The sequence below is a fragment of the Mycobacterium vicinigordonae genome (assembly GCF_013466425.1).
In the GTDB taxonomy this organism is placed as follows: Bacteria; Actinomycetota; Actinomycetes; order Mycobacteriales; family Mycobacteriaceae; genus Mycobacterium; species Mycobacterium vicinigordonae.
Genome location: NZ_CP059165.1, coordinates 2513841 through 2531738, shown reverse-complemented (window position 1 = coordinate 2531738; position 17898 = coordinate 2513841). Strand labels below are relative to the sequence as shown.

General features: G+C 67.0%; 17 protein-coding genes. 7 read left to right on the top strand and 10 right to left on the bottom strand.

Features of this window, described 5'->3' with window-relative positions; genetic code table 11:
* Positions 1-138: 138 nt before the first annotated feature.
* Positions 139-528 (top strand): MmcQ/YjbR family DNA-binding protein, encoded by a 390-nt coding sequence (locus tag H0P51_RS11710; protein WP_180918196.1) that lies wholly within the window; start codon positions 139-141, stop codon positions 526-528.
* Here the strand turns inward: H0P51_RS11710 and H0P51_RS11705 are convergent.
* The 3 genes from H0P51_RS11705 to aspS all read right to left on the bottom strand — a co-directional run bounded on the left by H0P51_RS11705 (position 500) and on the right by aspS (position 3910).
* On the bottom strand, positions 500-1558 hold the full coding sequence (locus H0P51_RS11705; protein ID WP_180918195.1) for an FUSC family protein: 1059 nt from the start codon (positions 1556-1558) through the stop codon (positions 500-502). The two genes, H0P51_RS11710 and H0P51_RS11705, sit on opposite strands and share 29 nt — an antisense overlap.
* 84 nt (positions 1559-1642) lie before the next feature.
* On the bottom strand, positions 1643-2080 hold the full coding sequence (locus H0P51_RS11700; RefSeq protein ID WP_180918194.1) for a nitroreductase family deazaflavin-dependent oxidoreductase: 438 nt from the start codon (positions 2078-2080) through the stop codon (positions 1643-1645).
* Positions 2081-2128: 48 nt separating this feature from the next.
* A complete protein-coding gene (gene aspS, locus H0P51_RS11695; protein WP_180918193.1) occupies positions 2129-3910 on the bottom strand; it encodes an aspartate--tRNA ligase in 1782 nt (593 codons plus the stop codon).
* 61 nt (positions 3911-3971) lie between these two features.
* On the opposite strand from aspS, the gene H0P51_RS11690 reads away from it, so the two are divergent.
* The 3 genes from H0P51_RS11690 to ypfJ are packed head-to-tail and all read left to right on the top strand — an operon-like array spanning position 3972 to position 6303.
* Complete coding sequence (locus H0P51_RS11690; protein WP_180918906.1) at positions 3972-4859, top strand: oxidoreductase; 888 nt, start codon at positions 3972-3974, stop codon at positions 4857-4859.
* 10 nt (positions 4860-4869) lie between these two features.
* On the top strand, positions 4870-5373 hold the full coding sequence (locus tag H0P51_RS11685; RefSeq protein ID WP_180918192.1) for an SRPBCC family protein: 504 nt from the start codon (positions 4870-4872) through the stop codon (positions 5371-5373).
* Between the two features lie 45 nt (positions 5374-5418).
* Positions 5419-6303 (top strand): KPN_02809 family neutral zinc metallopeptidase, encoded by an 885-nt coding sequence (gene ypfJ / locus H0P51_RS11680; RefSeq protein ID WP_180918191.1) that lies wholly within the window; start codon positions 5419-5421, stop codon positions 6301-6303.
* On the opposite strand, the gene H0P51_RS11675 is transcribed toward ypfJ, so the two are convergent.
* Positions 6300-7169 (bottom strand): dihydrodipicolinate synthase family protein, encoded by an 870-nt coding sequence (locus H0P51_RS11675; RefSeq protein ID WP_180918190.1) that lies wholly within the window; start codon positions 7167-7169, stop codon positions 6300-6302. The genes ypfJ and H0P51_RS11675 overlap by 4 nt on opposite strands.
* A gap of 17 nt (positions 7170-7186) precedes the next feature.
* Positions 7187-7975: an aldolase gene (locus H0P51_RS11670; protein ID WP_180918189.1), complete on the bottom strand. Its 789-nt coding sequence runs from the start codon at positions 7973-7975 to the stop codon at positions 7187-7189.
* A 77-nt stretch (positions 7976-8052) separates the two neighbouring features.
* On the opposite strand from H0P51_RS11670, the gene H0P51_RS11665 reads away from it, so the two are divergent.
* Positions 8053-8583, top strand: a complete 531-nt coding sequence (locus H0P51_RS11665) for a helix-turn-helix domain-containing protein (RefSeq protein ID WP_180918188.1) — start codon at positions 8053-8055, stop codon at positions 8581-8583.
* A 24-nt stretch (positions 8584-8607) separates the two neighbouring features.
* Here the strand turns inward: H0P51_RS11665 and H0P51_RS11660 are convergent, their stop codons facing one another.
* Together H0P51_RS11660 and H0P51_RS11655 are read right to left on the bottom strand one after the other, a co-directional pair.
* Positions 8608-11571 (bottom strand): DUF4132 domain-containing protein, encoded by a 2964-nt coding sequence (locus H0P51_RS11660; protein ID WP_180918187.1) that lies wholly within the window; start codon positions 11569-11571, stop codon positions 8608-8610.
* A 105-nt stretch (positions 11572-11676) separates the two neighbouring features.
* Positions 11677-12129, bottom strand: coding sequence for a hypothetical protein (locus H0P51_RS11655; protein ID WP_180918186.1), 453 nt, complete (start codon positions 12127-12129; stop codon positions 11677-11679).
* Positions 12130-12202: 73 nt separating this feature from the next.
* Between H0P51_RS11655 and H0P51_RS11650 the strand changes: the two genes are divergently transcribed.
* Positions 12203-13765: a purple acid phosphatase family protein gene (locus tag H0P51_RS11650; protein WP_180918185.1), complete on the top strand. Its 1563-nt coding sequence runs from the start codon at positions 12203-12205 to the stop codon at positions 13763-13765.
* Here H0P51_RS11650 and H0P51_RS11645 read toward each other — a convergent pair.
* The 3 genes from H0P51_RS11645 to H0P51_RS11635 all read right to left on the bottom strand — a co-directional run bounded on the left by H0P51_RS11645 (position 13762) and on the right by H0P51_RS11635 (position 16937).
* Positions 13762-14790, bottom strand: coding sequence for an Rv2578c family radical SAM protein (locus H0P51_RS11645; protein ID WP_180918184.1), 1029 nt, complete (start codon positions 14788-14790; stop codon positions 13762-13764). The two genes, H0P51_RS11650 and H0P51_RS11645, sit on opposite strands and share 4 nt — an antisense overlap.
* 228 nt (positions 14791-15018) lie before the next feature.
* Positions 15019-16278, bottom strand: a complete 1260-nt coding sequence (gene hisS / locus H0P51_RS11640) for a histidine--tRNA ligase (protein ID WP_180918183.1) — start codon at positions 16276-16278, stop codon at positions 15019-15021.
* Positions 16275-16937 carry an MBL fold metallo-hydrolase gene (locus H0P51_RS11635; protein ID WP_180918182.1) on the bottom strand — a complete coding sequence of 221 codons (663 nt, stop codon included), beginning with the start codon at positions 16935-16937 and terminating at the stop codon, positions 16275-16277. Before H0P51_RS11635 ends, hisS begins: the two co-directional genes overlap by 4 nt.
* 44 nt (positions 16938-16981) lie before the next feature.
* Here H0P51_RS11635 and H0P51_RS11630 point away from each other — a divergent pair, with 44 nt between their 5' ends.
* The gene (locus H0P51_RS11630; protein WP_180918181.1) at positions 16982-17890 is read left to right on the top strand and encodes a peptidylprolyl isomerase; all 909 of its coding nucleotides are present in this window, start codon (positions 16982-16984) and stop codon (positions 17888-17890) included.
* Positions 17891-17898 lie beyond the last annotated feature (8 nt).

Here is a 17898-nt window from a genome sequence, read left to right as displayed (position 1 = left end):
TTGACCGGTCTGAACCACTTCGACCTTGCTCAACGATCCGGCGGTCTACGACAGACTGCTGAGCTGGATCGGGACCCAGGCACCTGAGTTTGCCGAGAACCATTCCGTAGCGGGGCGGTCGGGCGCACAATCGAAGACGTGGCCACCTGGGACGACGTGGCTCGCATCGCTGCGGAGCTGCCACTGACCGGCGAACTGGCGCCGCACGACTGGCGAGTCGGCAAGAAGTTGCTGGCCTGGGAACGGCCGCTGCGTAAGTCTGACATCGAAGCGCTGAACCGCGCCGGCGTGCAGCCGCCGTCGGGCGACATCCTCGGCGTTCGGGTTCCCGACGAGGGCGTGAAGTTCGCATTGATCGCCGACGATCCGAGGGTGTACTTCACCACCCCGCATTTCGACGGGTACGCGGCGGTCCTGGTCCGGCTGGCCCGGATCGAGGTGCCCGAGCTACGCGAATTGATCACCGAGGGCTGGCTGACCCAAGCGCCGAAACGGCTGGTCAAGGAGTTTCTGGCCAAGTCTGGCTAACGGCGTGCAGGTCCTCAGCGCAGCCGGCGAGCACGTCGGCGAGTAGAACATCGGTGCTGTCTACGGCCTCTTTTTGCAGTTCGGCGGCGTGACGGCGGGCCGCGTTGAGGCGGGCGGCCGCGCCCGCGGGATCAGAGTCCGCCAGGGCCGTCGCCGCAGCCAGGTCGGCCACCGCCGCCTGCATGGCGGGCATTACCTTCAGGCCGACGGGGCGGGTCACCGAGCGGACCAGGTGCAGCACACACCCCGCGAACAGGCCCAGCTGTGCCGCTTGGGCGTCGACATCGCGGATCAGGCCGCGCAACGCCCAACGCCTCGGTGCCCGGCGCGCTGCCAGGTCGGCAGTGCAGCGGGCCTCGATCAGCGCGCCGACCTGCGCATGCAGGCGATCTGAGACGTCGCGCGGCCAATCGGGGGTGCGGCTGTCCGGATCACGCAAGATGCTCGCGGCCTGCTCGAGTGCCTCTTGCGCGGCCGCCAGGACCCCGGTCCGAGCCTGGGCGATTAGGCGCTGCGGGTCGGCGGGGAAAAACCCGATAGCGAACACCAGGGCCAACCCACCGCCGATCAACGAGTCGAAGAGGCGTTCGGTCACCACCACGCCGCTATGCGCGAACACCAGAACCAGGACTGCCGAGACCGCCGTCTGATTGACGAACATCAGCCCCTGACCCATCACGCCCCGCCCGCTGAGCACCGCGACCGACAGCGCCACGAACACCGCCACACCGATCGCGAGGTAACCGCGACCGAGAAGGCCTTCCACGCTGCCGCCCACCGCGATACCCAACGCGACGCCGACCATCATCTGGGTGGCACGCCGCGCCCGCAGCACGTTGCTGGCTGACATGCATACCACCGCGGAGATCGGTGCGAAGAACGGTTGCTGGTGGTGCAGCAGATCGTGCGTCAGGTACCACGCCAGGGCGGCGACCACGGAGGTTTGGGTGATCGGCCACAGCACGGCGCGCAGCCGGTGCATGGCGGCGGCTGCCTCGTCGGCCACGCCGGTCAGCAGCGAAGTGCCCATCACGCCTGCTTACCGCAGCGTGGGTGGATTGGGTAGTTGGATCCGCGGTTCGTCCCCGGCGACCCTGGCGGTTTGCCAGAAGCCCTAGCCGCGCTGCAACTCAAACAACGGCAGGATCCTGGTGGTCTTCGACTGGTACTGCGCGAAGCCGGGCGCCTTGGCGGTGATCTTGTCGAACAACGCGTCGCGCTCGTCGGGCCGCAGTTCGCGCGCGGTCACGTCGAAGGCCTCGGTGCCGACCTCGATACGGGCCTTCGGGTTTGCCCGCAGGTTGTGCACCCAGGCCGGGTTGACCGGAGCGCCCGCAAAGGACCCGATGATGATCAGCTTGCCGTCGACGTCGAAGTACGCCAGCGGCGAAGTCCGCTGCTCGCCGGTCTTGGCGCCGGTGGTGTGCAGCAGCAAGAGGTTGGCGCCCTCGAACTGGCCGCCCACCTTTCCGTCGTTGGCACGGAATTCAGCGATGATGTCTTTGTTCATCGCCTTGGCCGTCTCGGCCATCGCCTTCGGGTCCTCAGTCATATGCGCCGCTCCTCCCCGTCGCTGCGCTCCCGCCTCAACGGCCGCGCGTCATACCCCGTCAAGCGGCTTGGGTTTGAAATCTATTCCGGACTCCTTGCGCTGCTGTGCCGTGATCGGCGCCGGCGCATCGGTCAGGGGGTCAACGCCGCCGCCGGTCTTGGGGAACGCGATCACCTCGCGAATCGAGTCGACCCCCGACAGCAGCGCGTTGATCCGGTCCCAGCCGAACGCGATGCCGCCGTGCGGCGGTGCGCCAAAAGTGAACGCCTCCAACAGGAATCCAAACTTCTCCCGCGCTTCGTCGGGGCCGATGCCCATCACCTCGAACACCCGTTCCTGGACGTCGCGGCGATGAATACGGATCGAGCCGCCGCCGATCTCGTTGCCATTGCAGACGATGTCGTAAGCGTCGGCCAGCACAGCGCCGGGATCGGATTCGATGCTGTCCTGCTGCTCCGGCTTGGGTGAGGTGAACGCGTGATGGACCGCGGTCCACGCCCCAGAGCCGACGGCGACGTCACCGGCTTCCACGGCGTCGTCGGCCGGCTCGAACAGCGGCGGGTCGACCACCCAGACAAAGGCCCAGCTGCCCGGTTCGATCAGGCCCAGGCGGTGGGCGATCTCCGAGCGCGCCGCGCCCAGCAATGCCCGCGATCCCTTCACCGGGCCGGCGGAGAAGAAGATGCAGTCGCCCGGGCTGGCACCGACGTGATCGGCCAGGCCGGCGCGCTCGGCGTCGGTCAAGTTCTTGGCAACCGGTCCGCTCAAGGTGCCATCGTCGCCGACAAGCACGTAGGCCAGTCCACGGTGCCCGCGCTGCTTGGCCCACTCCTGCCAGCCGTCCAAGGTGCGCCGCGGTTGGGACGCTCCTCCGGGCATCACCACCGCGCCGACGTAGGGCGCCTGAAACACCCGGAACGTGGTGTCCTTGAAGAACTCGGTGCACTCGACGAGTTCCAGCCCGAAGCGCAGGTCCGGCTTGTCGGAGCCGAACCGGCGCATGGCGTCGGCGTAGGTCATCCGCGGAATCGGAGTGGAGATCTGATAGCCGATCAACGCCCACAGCGCGGACAGGATCTCCTCGGAGATCGCGATGACGTCGTCGACGTCGACGAAGCTGAGCTCCATGTCGAGCTGGGTGAACTCAGGCTGGCGGTCGGCACGGAAGTCCTCGTCGCGGTAGCAGCGCGCGATCTGGTAGTAGCGTTCCATGCCGGCCACCATCAGCAGCTGCTTGAACAGCTGCGGGCTCTGCGGCAGCGCGTAGAACGTGCCGGGCCGCAGCCGGGCGGGTACCAGGAAGTCGCGCGCTCCTTCCGGGGTGGAGCGGGTGATGGTCGGTGTCTCGATCTCAACGAATGCGTGCCGGGCCAGCACCTCGCGGGCTGCGGCATTCACCTTGGAGCGCAACCGAATTGCCGCGGACGGGCCGTCGCGGCGCAGATCGAGATAGCGGTACTTCAACCGCAATTCCTCGCCGGCGGGCTCGTCGAGCTGGAACGGCAGCGGCGCGGATTCACCGAGCACAGTAAGCGCGCTGGCGTTGACCTCAATGTCACCAGTGGCGATCTCGGGATTGGCGTTGCCTTCCGGGCGGTTCTCTACTATCCCGGTGACGCTGATGCAGAACTCCGAGCGCAGCCGGTGCGCTTGGGCCAGCACGTCAGCGTCGCGGAACACCACCTGCGCGACGCCGGACGCGTCGCGTAGGTCGATGAAAATGACACCGCCGTGGTCGCGGCGGCGCGCCACCCAGCCTGCCAACGTCACCTGTTGCCCGGCATCGCTGTCCCGTAGCGAACCTGCGGCGTGGCTGCGCAGCACAAACACTCCCCTTCGATTGAACGACTGCCCAGTCTAAACACCCGCCCCACGGGGTAACTTCGATCGCATTGCAACCTCCATCGCACTCGTGGGCCCCGGCGCCGTCGGCACAACGGTCGCCGCGCTGCTGCATCGCGCCGGGCACCCGGTGCTGCTGTGCGGCCACACCCCACGCGACCGCGTCGAACTGAGGCCCGACGACGGTGACCCGATCGTGGTGCCCGGCCCCGTGCACACCGATCCGGCGCAGGTCAGCGGACCGGTCGAAGTGCTGATCCTGGCCGTCAAAGCCACCCAGAACGATGCTTGCGCAAGCTGGCTCGCCCGGCTGTGCGACGAGCGCACAGTGGTGGCGGCACTGCAGAACGGCGTCGAACATCTCGAGCAGGTGCAACCGTTGTGCCCGTCGTCGACCGTGGTTCCGGGCAGTGTGTGGTACTCGGCGGAGACCCAGCCCGACGGGTGGGTGCGGTTGCGGGGCAAGGCTGCGTTGGTGCTGCCCACCGGGCCGGCGGCGGAGGCTCTCGCCGAGCTGTTGCGCGCGGCCGGTTGCCAGGTGGACTGCGACCCCGACTTCACCACCGTGATTTGGCGCAAACTGCTGCTCAACGCTCTGGCCGGACTGATGGCGCTCACCGGGCGGCGTTCGGGGATGTTCCGCCGCGAGGACGTCGCCGCCCTGTCGCGACGGTATGTGGCCGAGTGCGTCGCAGTGGCGCAGGCCGAGGGCGCCCGACTCGACGACGACGTCGTCGAGCAGATCGTCGACTCGTTCCGGGCGGTTCCCGCGGACATGACGACGTCGATATTGACCGATCGGGAAAACCATCGGCCGCTGGAATGGGATCTGCGCAACGGCGTCATCGTTCGCAAGGCCCGCTCCCACGGACTGCCCACCCCGATCAGCGACGTCCTGGTACCGCTGCTGGCCGCGGCCAGCGAAGGCCCCGGCTAAGGTGCACAGCATGCATCCGTGCGAACGCGTCGACTTGGGCTTCATCGACAACGCCAAGTACCGCTTTTGCAACAGCGTCGACCTGACCATCACGCCTGAGCAGCTGTTCGAGGTGCTGGCCGACGCGCAGGCTTGGCCGCGCTGGGCAAAGGCGATCACCAAAGTCACCTGGACCAGCCCCCAGCCGCGCGGGGTCGGCACCACCCGGGTGGTCGAGATGCGCGGCGGCATCGTCGGCGACGAGGAGTTCATTGCCTGGGAACCGTTCACTCACATGGCATTTCGATTTAACTCATGCTCGACGAAGGCAGTCGCCGCGTTCGCCGAGGATTACCGAGTGCAGGCCATCCCAGGCGGCTGCCGGCTGACCTGGATCATGGCTCAGCAGCCGGCCCGTGGCGCCGGCCTAGGCATGGTGCTGTTCGGTCCGTTACTGAACCTGGGCCTGCGGTGGTTTCTGCGTAACCTGCGCACTTACACCGACACCAGGTTTGCCGCCGCGCAGCAGCGATAGGCTGATTGCGGCGCGGTAACCAAACTCAGATTCCGGGAGCGTGCGATGACCTTCAACGAGGGTATGCAGATCGATACCAGCTCCGCGTCCTCGTCCGGTGGCGGTGGCGGGATGGGGCCGATCGCCATCGGCGGCGGGATCGGTGGCCTGCTGATCGTGGTGGTCGCGATGCTGCTCGGCGTCGACCCCGGCGGGATTATCAGCCAGCAGCCCATGGACACTCGCGGCGACGTGGCACCGGGCTTCGACCTCAGCAAATGCAAGACCGGCGCCGACGCCAACAAATACGTGCAGTGCCGGGTGGTCGCTACCGGCAATTCGCTCGACGCGGTGTGGAAGCAGCTGATGCCCAGCTACACCAAACCGAAAATGCGACTGTTCAGCGGCAGCGTGAGTACCGGATGCGGGCCAGCCAGCACCGAGGTCGGACCGTTCTACTGCCCGGTGGACCGGACAGCGTACTTCGACACCGACTTCTTCTCCGTGTTGGTGGACCGGTTCGGTTCCAGCGGTGGTCCTTTCGCCGAGGAATACGTGGTGGCGCACGAGTACGGACATCACGTGCAGAACTTGCAGCACACCCTCGGCCGTGCCCAGCAGGGTGCGCAGGGCTCGCAGGGCAACGGCGTGCGCACCGAGCTACAGGCCGACTGCTACGCCGGGGTGTGGGCCTACTACGCCTCGACGGTCAAGCAGGACAGCACCGGCAAGCCATTCCTGAATCCGTTGAGTGACAAGGATATTGCAGACGCGTTGTCGGCGGCGGCGTCAGTGGGTGACGATCGGATCCAGGCCGAGGTGAACGGACGCGTCAATCCCGAATCCTGGACCCATGGCTCGTCGGCGCAACGGCAGAAGTGGTTCACCACCGGATATCAAAGCGGTGACCCGAACAAGTGCGACACCTTCGCGACCAACGATTTGGGCTAGCTCAAGATCTTTCGCAACTCGCCGCGGCCCTGCTCGTCGAGCGGCAGCTGCGGAGCCCGGGGGTCGCCAACCGGTGTGCCAAGCAGGTCCAGGCCGGCTTTGACGGTGGTGGGCAGCCCGCCCGCCACGATGAACTGCAGCAGCGGCTTGAGGTCGTCATAGAGTGCCTGTGCCTTGTCCAGGTCGCCGCCGCGCACCGCGTTGTACAGGTCGATGCACGGCTGGGGTGCCAGATTCGGTGCGGCCGTGCACCATCCGGCGGCACCAGCGCTGAGCGCGTCGAGCACCAGGGGGTTGCTGCCGTTGTAGAACGGCAACCGGCCGCCGCTGAGTTCGGCGATGCGCTGCATCCGGGACAGATCGCCGGTCGACTCTTTGACCATCGTCAGGTTCTCGATGCTCTCGAACATGCCGACCAGCAACTCAGGACCCATGTCGACGCCGCTGGTCGCCGGATTGTTGTAGGCCATGATCGGGATGTCGATGGCCGCGCCGATGCTGCGATAGTGCTGGGTGATCTCTCGGTCGGATAGCTTCCAGTACGAGACCGGCAGCACCATCACGGCGTCGGCGCCGGCGTGCTGCGCGTACTGGGCGCGCCGGATCGTCTTGGCGGTGGTGACATCCGAGACGCCGACGATCACCGGCACCCGCCCGGCGACGGTGGCCATCGTGGTGTCCACGACCGCGTCGACTTCACCTTCGTCAAGGTATGCCAGCTCGCCGGTGCTGCCCAGCGGCGCGACCGCGTGGACTCCCGACGACACCAGCCGGTCGACCAGTGCGGCGAGTAGGTCGGTGTCGATCCCGTTAGCGGCGAACGGGGTGATCGGATAGGCGATGATGCCGTGCAACTTCTCGGGCACGTTGACTCCTGTTATTTTTAAACGTTTTTGAGTGCGTCCGGATGGCGGTCCAGGGCTCGCCGCGCGTAGTAGGCGAAGTTCGCCCGGCTGCGCGACGGCGTCAGAGTCCAGTCGTGGGCTTCGCGCGCCAGTTCGGCGGGCAGCGCTTTGATCGAACCCGCGGCCATGGCGGCCAGCTGCAGTTTGGCGGCGCGCTCGATCAGGACGGCCAGCGAGCAGGCCTCCTCGACGCTGGCGCCCGCCACCACCTGCCCGTGGTGGGCCAACAGGGCCGCCTTCTTGTCCCCCAGTGCGGCGGAGATGATCTCGCCCTCTTCGTTGCCGACGGGCACTCCGGGCCACTCGGCCAGGAAGGCGCAGTCATCGTAGAGCGGCGTGGTGTCCATGTGAGAGACAACCAGCGGCACCTCGAGCATCGACAGCGCTGCCACGTGGAAGGGGTGGGTGTGCACAATGCACTGCACGTCGGGGCGCGCCCGGTAGATCCAGCTGTGAAAGCGGTTGGCGGGATTGGCAATTCCGGAGCCTTCAAGGACGTTGAGGTCCTCGTCGACCAGCAGCAGGTTGTCGTCGGTGATCTCGTCGAAGCCCAGGCCGAGGCGCTGGGTGTAGTAGGTGCCAGGCGCCTCGGCGCGGGCGGTGATTTGTCCGGCCAGGCCGGAATCGTGTCCGGCGTCGAACAGCGCGCGGCAGGTCAATGCGACCTTCTGCCGGGTGCTCAGTTGCGATTCGACCGTCTCGGCGTCGAGTCGCTGCTGGGCGCGCCGCATCAATTCCGATTTCGACTCGGTGAAGGTAGTTGCCATCGGCGGACCCCTCGCTCGCGAATATGTGACACAATAGTAGCACTCTAGGAAACTTTGTGTCATGGGAGGTCCGGCCGGTGACAGCATTGCTTCGCGCCGTTCGCCGGCAACGCGGGCTCACCCTCGAAGAGCTGGCCGACCAGACCGGCCTGACCAAGAGCTACCTGTCCAAGATCGAACGCGGCCAAAGCACTCCGTCGATCGCTGTGGCACTCAAGGTCGCCCGCGCACTCGACGTCGACGTGGGCAGGCTCTTTTCCGACGAGGCGGCCCAGGAGAAGTTCACCGTCGACCGCGCGTCGGACCGCACCCATTCCCAGGGCGGCCGGTACCACGCGCTGGCGGGAGCTCTGCTCGGGAAGTCCATGTCGCCGTTCGTCGTTCGACCCACCGATACCCCCTCCGACGACCCGCATCCCACGCACACCGGCCAGGAATTCGTCTTCGTGCACACCGGTACCGTCGAACTCGAGTACGGCGACCAGACCGTCACGCTGCGAGCGGGCGACAGTGCCTACTTCGACGCGTCCGTCGGCCACAGATTACGGGCGCTCGGCAAGGTTCGGGCCGAGGTGGTTGTCGTGACCCAGGCCGAACCCAGACGCTGACGCCGACCCTGCCGGACGCGCGAATTACCCGAACTGCTCGAACAGCGGCGCCGCACCGACGGCGGTGATCGCCGTGCGCAATTGGGCAGTCTGCCCGGGGGGCACGTCGTCGACGCAAGCTATCCGCACCGTCGCCGCCCCAGCCGGGATGGCAGGCTCAGCGGCCGATCCGGGTACCGTGAAAAGCACTGAACCGCCGTCGGTCTCGGCGACCCACACCAATCGTCGCGCCAGCCGGCTCAGTACCGGATGCCCAATGATGAAGCGCTCGAAATCCGTCCCAGACCACCGGTGCTTGCGGCGCATCGCCTCGGTCAGCCGATCGGTCTGCGCAGCGACCACCGGAGCAACCAACTTGCGGACACGTGCCAGATTCTTGCGGGTGACCGTCAGGATCGCGTCCGGACCGGCGAGATCCGCTTTGGCACAGATGTTCCCGTCGCCGTCATACACTGCGACACTCAGATCCCCCTGTAGCGCAGCGAAATACGGGACATCCCCGTAGCACAGCTGTAGACGGCCCGCCGGATCGAACCCCACGTAGGGCACGGTCCGGTCGGCGGCCTCGTCCGGCGACCACCCCCGCCGGGTGGGCAACTTGGCCAGCTGGCCGGCAGCCTCCTCGATCAGGCGGGCCGACTTCGACCAATAAGGCACCGAGGTCAAGATCCGGACGACCTCAACACTGTCGATGTGGCTGAGCATCGTCATCAGGGCACCGCACTGCGCCATCCGCATGGTGTCCCAGTGGCGGATGAACTCCGACGCCAGCGCGGGCGTGTTGGGACTGCCGCAGGCCGCGACCACTGCCAGCACGCCCTTGGATTTGATGGCTGAGACCGTCTGCTGGGCGGTCTTGCTGGAATGGAAGGCGTACTCGTCGGCCGTCGTCCATGCGTCGAGCAGGAAGTCGGCCAACGCAACTCGGTCATCGGCGGCGAACAGCCCCAGGTGATGGCGCAGGCCGGCGTCGGGTGCGGGGTCATTAGCGCGGCATGCCGTGACGATCAGCCAGCGCACCACCGACGCGGGCGCCGGCGCCCCACTGACATCCCAGTGCAGCACCGGCACCCGCTCCCACAGCAACCAGGACAAGCTGGCCGGTGGGTCGGAGCGCAGCGCCGCTTCCGATTCGGCGATCAGGTGGTCGGGCGTGAGGTAACCGGCCGCGGTCCTCCCGGCGGCGGTCAGCGCATCGAGCAGCGCTCCGCGCACCCGATCGTCGGCCTCGATGCGCAGGCAGGTTTCCAATCGAGGCACGTCGGACTCGTCGGCGGTTCCGGCCATCCACTGAGCGGCCGCCAGTCGGACCTTGGCACGACCGTCGGCCAGCGCGGTGTAGATGCGGGCCCGGCGATCGGACGCGTCGGCGAGGATCCGCTGAGCCTCCTCGCGACCGGAGCTGGCGGGCCCCAGAGCGATCGAATAGAGCGAATCGGTTACGTCGGCCGGCAAACCCGGGAGCGCCGCCAAGGTGTCCCAGTAGACCGCGGGCGACTCCTTGAGATAGCTCGCCTTCATCGCCGACTCGACCAGGTACTGCGCGTTGGCGGTAACGAAAGGCAGCACGTCAACGGCCGGCCAGCCACGGCCTATCTTGCCTATCGCGAAGTGATAGACCAGCGCGGTGACGGCATGCTCGGTCAAGTCGCCGAGCAACGCCGCCAGATCGGCCAGCGTCGGAGCGCCGCGCTTGGCGTGCACGGCATCGGCGAACTCGAGGAAAGCAAAAGCGTGTTCGTCCAGATAGTGGCAGACCACCAGCAGCACCACCATGTCAACGTGGTCGGCGTTCGCGAAGTCACACAACGCGTCACGCATCCAAACCGTGGCGTGCGGTGGCCAAGGATTCTGCCGGTCCGGCGCCCGGCCGGCGCGGAGCATCGATTCGACGGCCTGCACGTCCGCCGCACCGAGCAGCGGCGGTGAGTTGACGCCCCAGTCTCGGCTTTCGACGACCGAATTGAGTTGCGCGAAAAGGGTTTCCAGGGCGGCACGGGTGGGAGCAGGATCAATTACCGGCCATCCGGACGCCGGCTCGGTGACCGGTGCGGCAGGTGAATGGCGCCACTCGTCGACGATCAGTCGCACGCTGGGCGCCCGATCGGATCGGGCCGTTTCTTTTGCCCACTGGCGATCCGCGTCAGTGTCGGCATACCGCCACGTCGCGCGCAACGCAGCGGCCCGCCGTGCCGGCCGTCCGGTGACCTGACGCTGAAAGGCCGCATAGATCGCCGCACGATCGCTGCGCGCACACAGCCGTTCGGCCTTGCCCGCGACCTCGCTGTTCCCCTCCACCACAAACGTGGCCAGGGTGTCCGCGAAGTGCGCGAGCTGAGCGCCGTCAAGCGGTTCGAGTAACTCGAGCACCCGCAAGCGCATGTCCTCGCCCGTCTGCGCCGCGGCCAAGGGCGAGAGTTTGGCAGCGTGCCGGGCAACCGCGTCCGCATAGCCCCGCGTTGACAGCAGTACGTTGCGGGTCATCCACATCCACGCCTCCGGGCGGGTCCCGCTCTTGCTGAAGGCCGCCGCCAGCAACTCTCCGCGCCGACCACCCGCGGCAACGACGATCTCGTCGAGAGTGTCGTAACCGACGGCAAGGTCGGGGAATTTGGGGGTGAACATCCCGCAGTCGCCGACGAGATCACAGATCAGGTTCTCGATCGCGTCGCCGCCGGCAAGCGGCTCGAGTGTCAGGGTGTGGCGCTTGAGGCGGAGCACGACCTCGGCCCATCGCAGTCCGACTTGCGCGGGCATGGTGTCCAGCAATGCGTGAACCGCCCCCAAGCCGTCGTCATGGGGCAGGAGTCGCAGCGGCTGAAGTTGACCCGCGGCGGCGAGGCGTTCGGGTAGATCCGCTCTGGCGTTTCCGGTTACGACATACTCGGCGACGTCAGAACCAAGCCTCGGATCAGCCTCGCCGCCCCAGCGCTCGAGCGCGTTGCGCACAGTCTCGCGCCAAAGCGCGACGCTACTGTCGGTGGGCATCCAAGCAACCATAGTGCCGCACCCAGACGTTATTTCGCGTCGGAGTCCGGCGACGACCTCACAAATCGAATGCCGACGACCCGAGTTGGGCGAACCGCCGTTTGGCTACCAGGGCCGCGTCGAACAGGTCACACCCGTGGTGGCGGTCTGGTTGACCACCACCTGGCCGTCGACGGCGATCTCGCAGTGCAGTTCCGGAGTGCCCGACCCGCAGTTCGGCCAGTGGCAACCACCGCTGGCGTTGACAAACGCCCACTGGTTCGGATTGGTCAGCGTGGCGGTGTACACCAGCGGCGTGCCGGGGCTGAACGACACCGGCGCGGTCGTCAGGAATTGCGACGAGTTCGCGTCGAAGGCCGCCTGGCTGGGCGGATCGGCGGTGATGTAACGCACGTTGCCGGTCAGCTCGCCGGTGGCGGTAACCGTGTAGGTGACCTGGTGTCCTGCTGGGTCGGCGTGTGCGGTCGCCGGGGTCGCCATCACGGCGAACACTGCGGCGATCGTCGCCGCGTACGCCGTCGCCGCAACCGCGATTACGATTCTTCGCACGTTCGTCATATCGGAAACGCTACCGGATTCGTTACCCCGCCTGATTCTGTCGGTGTTCACCCGCTTGCGGTATGAAACAGCCATGACCGACGACCCGGAACGCTCAGGCATCAGCCGGCGCGCGCTGTTGGGTACCGGGGCCACAGCGGCCGTGCTCGGCGCCGGCGCCGGGGTGGGCGGTGCGGCGCTGCTGTGGTCGAAGTCGCACGCCCCCGGGGCCTGGGTTCAGCCCGACCGCACCGGCGCCCCGCCAGTGGGCGGCCTGCACCTGCAGTACGGCCGCGACGCCGCCACCGAGGTGGCGGTCTCCTGGCACACCACCGACGCCGTGCGCAATCCGCGCGTCCTGCTTGGGACGCCGACCGGAGGCCTAGGCAACGGCGTGGCGGCCGAGACTCGCACGTATCGGGATGCGAAGTCGGGCACCGAAGTTCGCGTCAACCATGCCCGGCTCGTCGGCCTGACCCCAGACACCGACTACATCTACGCCGCGGTGCACGATGGCGCCACCCCCGAACTCGGCTCGATCCGGACGGCGCCGTCCGGACGAAAACCGCTTCGCTTCACCAGTTTCGGCGATCAGTCGACGCCAAGCCTGGGCCGGTTGACCAACGGTACCTACGTCAGTGACAACATCGGCTCCCCCGCGGCGGGCGACACCACCGCGGCGATCGAACGGATGGCGCCGCTGTTCAACTTGGTCAACGGCGACCTGTGCTACGCCAACCTGGCACACGACCGGATCCGCACCTGGTCGGATTGGTTCGTCAACAACTCCCGATCAGCCCGGCACCGGCCGTGGATGCCCGCAGCGGGCAATCACGAGAACGAATTGGGCAACGGGCCAGTCGGTTACGGCGCCTACCAGGCCTACTTCGAGGTGCCGGATTCGGGGGCGGCCGCCGAGCTGCGCGGATTGTGGTACTCCTTCACGGCCGGTTCGGTGCGGGTGATCAGCCTCAACAACGACGACATCGCCTATCAGGACGGCGGTAACTCGTATGTGCACGGCTATTCCGGCGGTGCGCAGAGGCGTTGGCTTGCTGGCGAACTCGCGGCGGCACGGCGTGATCCGGGTATCGACTGGCTGGTGATCTGCATGCACCAGACCGCGATCTCGACCGCCAAGGGCAACGGCGCCGACCTAGGAATACGCCAGGAGTGGCTGCCGCTGTTCGACCAATATCACGTCGATCTCGTGTTGTGCGGCCACGAGCATCACTACGAGCGGTCCCATCCGCTGCGCGGCGTAATGGGCAACGACACCCGCACGCCGACCCCCGTCGACACCCGCAGCGACGTCATCGACGTGACCCGGGGAACGGTGCACCTCGTCATCGGCGGAGGCGGCACGTCGCGACCGACCAACGGCTTGTTCTTTCCCGACCTGCGGTGCCGGGTGATCACTGGCGTCGGTGAATTCGATCCCGCGATCGGACGAAAGGCACCGATTTACGTCATGGAGGACGCGCCCTGGTCCGCGTTTCGCGACCGCGACAACCCGTACGGTTTCGTCGCCTTCGACGTCGACCCGGGCGAAGCCGGCGGAAACACGTCGATCAAGGCGACGTACTACGTGGTGACGGGGCCCTACGGGGCGACACGGGCGGTGGATCAGTTCACTTTGACCAAGCCACGCGGTTAGAACAGCGTCTGCTGGACGGGCTCAGGCATCGCGATGGCCGCGGCGGCGGGCGTGGTCCGACGGCTGTCGCCGCTCAGACGATACTTCGCGACCAATGGTCGGGCGCGCTCGCGCAGCATTTCGCGGTAGGCCTGCGGCAGGTAAGCGCCGCGGCGGTACAGCTCGCGATACCGGCTGACCAGTTCGGGATGTGTGTGGGCCAGCCAGGACATGAACCAACCGCGCGTCGATCCGCGCAGATGCAGACCGAAGACGGTCACGCCGGTAGCCCCGGCGGCCGCGATCTGGCCCAACAGGTCGTCGAGGTGCTCGACCGAGTCGGTGAGGTACGGCAGCACCGGGGCCACCATGACATGGCAGTCCAGATTGGCCTCGCGGATTGCCGAGATCAGCGCCAACCGGGCCTGCGGCGTGGGCGTGCCCGGCTCGACGTCTCGGTGCAGTTCGGCGTCCCCGACCGCCAGCGATATCGACACCGACATCGGAACCTGCTGGGCCGCTTCGGTTATGAGCTTGAGGTCGCGGCGCAGCAATGTCCCCTTGGTCAAGATCGACAGCGGCGTCCGGGAGGCGGCGAGCGCGGTGATGATGCCGGGCATCAGCGCGTACCGGCCCTCAGCGCGTTGGTATGGATCGGTGTTGGTGCCCAAGGCAACGGTCTCGCGCTGCCAGGACGGCCTGCGGAGTTCGCGGCTTAGCACCTCGGCCACGTTGGTCTTGACGACGACCTGGGTGTCGAAGTCGGCACCGGAATCGAAGTCCAGGTACTCGTGGGTAGGGCGGGCGAAACAGTAGCGGCAGGCGTGCGAGCACCCGCGGTAGCCGTTGACCGTGTACTGGAAAGGCAGGGCGGCTGCGTTCGGCACCTTGTTAAGTGCGGACTTGCATAGCACCTCGTGAAAAGTCATGCCTTCGAACTGCGGCACCCGCACGGTTCGGACGAAGCCGATCCGCTGCAGGCCGGGGAGCGCGCCGTCGTCGACGGCAGATCCGTTGACAGCTACCACTTGATCGGACCAGCGCATCCCCTATTCGAACAATAGTTCGATTGATGCGTCAAGGTTTCGGCGAGGGTTGTCCTCCGCCCGGCCAGCGAGAGACCCCGAGATGCCGGTCGCGAGGCCAATTGACCGTACATACGAGGACGCTCGCTGCGGCAGGGGCCGCGAAGCAGGGGCAGGGGCCGCGAAGCCGTGGCAGGGGGCGCGAAGCAGGGACAGGGGCCGCGAAGCAGGGGCAGGGGCGCGGGCGCGTCAGCCCAATCGCGAAAGCACCTCGGTAACGACAGCATCCACCGGAATCGAGACCTGCTCCCCGCTTGCCAGATCCTTCACACCCACCACCCCGGCGTCGAGATCGCGATCCCCCACTACCAAAGCAAAGCGGGCCCCCGAGCGGTCGGCCGCGCGCATCGCGCCCTTGAGACCCCGGTCGCCATAGGCCAGATCGACGCGCACCCCGGCGGCCCGCAGCTCGCCGCCGAGCACCGCCAGCCGCAGCTTGGCCGCCTCGCTCAGCGGCACCCCGAACACCTCGCAGCGCGCCGTAGACCCAACGCTTTTGCCCTCGGCCCGCAACGCCAGCAGCGTGCGGTCCACGCCGAGCCCAAAACCGATGCCGGACAGGTCTTGTCCGCCCAACTGACGCATCAGCCCGTCGTAGCGCCCGCCACCGCCGATGCCAGACTGGGCGCCCAGCCCGTCGTGCACGAACTCGAAGGTGGTCTTGGTGTAATAGTCCAGCCCGCGCACCATGCGCGGGTTGACGACGTAGGCCACGCCCAGCGCGTCCAGGTGCGACAGCACGGTGTCAAAGTGTTGCTTGGCCGCATCAGAGAGGTGATCGAGCAAAACCGGCGCGTCCGCCGTCTTGGCCCTGACCTCAGGACGCTTGTCGTCCAGCACACGCAGCGGGTTGATCTCCGCGCGGCGCCGGGTCTCGTCGTCCAATTCCAGTCCAAACAAGAACTCCTGCAACAGTTCTCGATATTGGGGCCGGCAACTATCGTCGCCCAGCGAAGTGATCTCCAGCCGGAACCCGTCCAGCCCCAGCGACCGGAAGCCGGCGTCGGCCACCGCAATCACCTCGGCGTCCAGGGCCGGGTCGTCGACGCCGATCGCCTCGACACCCACCTGCTGCAGCTGCCGGTAGCGGCCGGCCTGCGGACGTTCGTAGCGGAAGAACGGCCCCGCATAACAGAGCTTGACCGGCAGCCCGCCGCGATCCAGGCCGTGTTCGATGACCGCGCGCACCACCCCGGCGGTACCCTCGGGCCGCAACGTCACCGAGCGGTCGCCGCGGTCGGCGAAGGTGTACATCTCCTTGGACACCACGTCGGTGGATTCGCCGACGCCGCGCGCGAACAGCGCGGTCTCCTCGAAGATCGGCAGCTCGATGTGGCCGTACCCGGCGCGCCGGGCCGCGTCCAGCAGCCCATCGCGCACGGCGACGAACTGCGCCGAGTCGGGCGGGAAGTAGTCCGGCACCCCTTTGGGGGCCACGAATTCGCTCACGGGCTCAAACCTTCGAGGAACGGGTTGAAGCGACGCTCGGCGCCGATGGTCGTCGGGTTGCCGTGGCCCGGGAGTATCACCGTCTCGTCATCGAGCACCAGCAATTTGTCGACGATCGAACGCAGCAGGTCCCGGCCGCTGCCGCCGAACAAGTCAGTGCGGCCGATGGACCGCTCGAACAACGTATCGCCGGTAAACACCAGGTCTTTGTCGGCAAGCACTCGGAAACACACCGATCCGCGGGTGTGGCCTGGGGTGTGGTCGACGTTGACTGAGATACCGCCGAGGTCGATCTTGTCGCCGTCGCGGTCCAGCTCGACGACCTGCTTAGGCTCCCGGAAGAACGCGCCAGCCACCAGCTGCGCTGCCCGCGGGCCCAGCCCGTAGATCGGGTCCTTCAGCATGAACCGGTCTTCCGGGTGGATGTAGGTGGGGCAGCCGAAGGTGTCGGACACCTTCTGCGCAGACCAGATGTGGTCGATGTGGCCATGGGTGATCAGCACCGCGGCCGGGGTCAGCCGGTTCTGGTCGAGGATGCGCCGCAACTGGCCCATCGCGCGCTGGCCCGGGTCGACAATGACGGCGTCGGCGCCTGGCCGCTCGGCCAGCACGTAGCAGTTGCATTGCAACAACCCGGCGGGAAATCCGGTGATCAACACGGTGCCCAGTTTCCCATCCCCATAGCCGTGGAAAGATGGCGGCCGTGCCAACGAACAAGCAGCGACGGGAAACCGCCAAGCGCAAACTCGAGCGACAGCTGGAGCGCCGTGCCCAGCAGGCCAAGAGGCGACGCATCCTGACCATCGCCGGTGCTGGAGTGGCCGCGGTCGCCGTGGTGGCGGCAGTGGTGGTCGCCGTCGTCGTCAGCAAGAACGACCACAAAGGCAAACCGTCGGCGTCGACCACGCCCAGCAGCGCGACCTCAGGTTCGGCTGCCACGAATCTGCCGCCCGTCGACCTCGCCGGCGCTGTGCCGATGCCGCAGTTCAAAGCTCCGGCCAACTTGGGCGCCAATTGTCAGTACCCAGCGACCAAAGACGAGAAGGCCGCCAAGGAAGTCAAGCCGCCGCGCACCGGCAAAGTACCCACCGAGCCCGCCCAGGTCAGCGTCAGCATGGTGACCAACCAGGGCAACATCGGTTTGATGCTGACCAACAACCAATCCCCCTGCACGGTCAACAGTTTCATTAGTCTCGCCACGCAGGGCTTCTTCAAGGACACCAAATGCCATCGGCTGGTCGCGTCCGCGGGGCTCTCTGTCCTGCAGTGCGGCGACCCCACCGGCACCGGCACCGGCGGACCGGGCTACGACTTCGCCAACGAATTCCCCACCAATCAGTTCCCGCCCAACGATCCCAAGCTCAAGCAGCCCGTTATCTATCCGCGCGGCACCCTGGCCATGGCTCACTCGGAAAAGCCGAACAGCAACGGCAGCCAGTTCTTCATGGTCTACCGCGACTCGGCATTGCCGCCCGACTACACGGTGTTCGGCACGATCCAGGCCGACGGGCTGACCACCTTGGACAAGATCGCCTCGGCGGGTGTCGCCGGTGGCGGTCCCGAAGGTGCGCCCGCGACCGATGTGGTGATCACCTCCGTGCTACCTGACTGAGGCCTGGG

Excerpts from the sequence above, each read along its gene's own strand:
- H0P51_RS11650 (WP_180918185.1), top strand. The coding sequence starts at position 12,203 with ATGACCGACGACCCGGAACGCTCAGGCATCAGCCGGCGCGCGCTGTTG.
- H0P51_RS11700 (WP_180918194.1), bottom strand. The coding sequence starts at position 2,080 with ATGACTGAGGACCCGAAGGCGATGGCCGAGACGGCCAAGGCGATGAAC.
- H0P51_RS11705 (WP_180918195.1), bottom strand. The coding sequence starts at position 1,558 with ATGGGCACTTCGCTGCTGACCGGCGTGGCCGACGAGGCAGCCGCCGCC.
- H0P51_RS11670 (WP_180918189.1), bottom strand. The coding sequence starts at position 7,975 with ATGGCAACTACCTTCACCGAGTCGAAATCGGAATTGATGCGGCGCGCC.
- ypfJ (WP_180918191.1), top strand. The coding sequence starts at position 5,419 with ATGACCTTCAACGAGGGTATGCAGATCGATACCAGCTCCGCGTCCTCG.
- H0P51_RS11655 (WP_180918186.1), bottom strand. The coding sequence starts at position 12,129 with ATGACGAACGTGCGAAGAATCGTAATCGCGGTTGCGGCGACGGCGTAC.
- H0P51_RS11660 (WP_180918187.1), bottom strand. The coding sequence starts at position 11,571 with ATGCCCACCGACAGTAGCGTCGCGCTTTGGCGCGAGACTGTGCGCAAC.
- H0P51_RS11685 (WP_180918192.1), top strand. The coding sequence starts at position 4,870 with ATGCATCCGTGCGAACGCGTCGACTTGGGCTTCATCGACAACGCCAAG.
- H0P51_RS11645 (WP_180918184.1), bottom strand. The coding sequence starts at position 14,790 with ATGCGCTGGTCCGATCAAGTGGTAGCTGTCAACGGATCTGCCGTCGAC.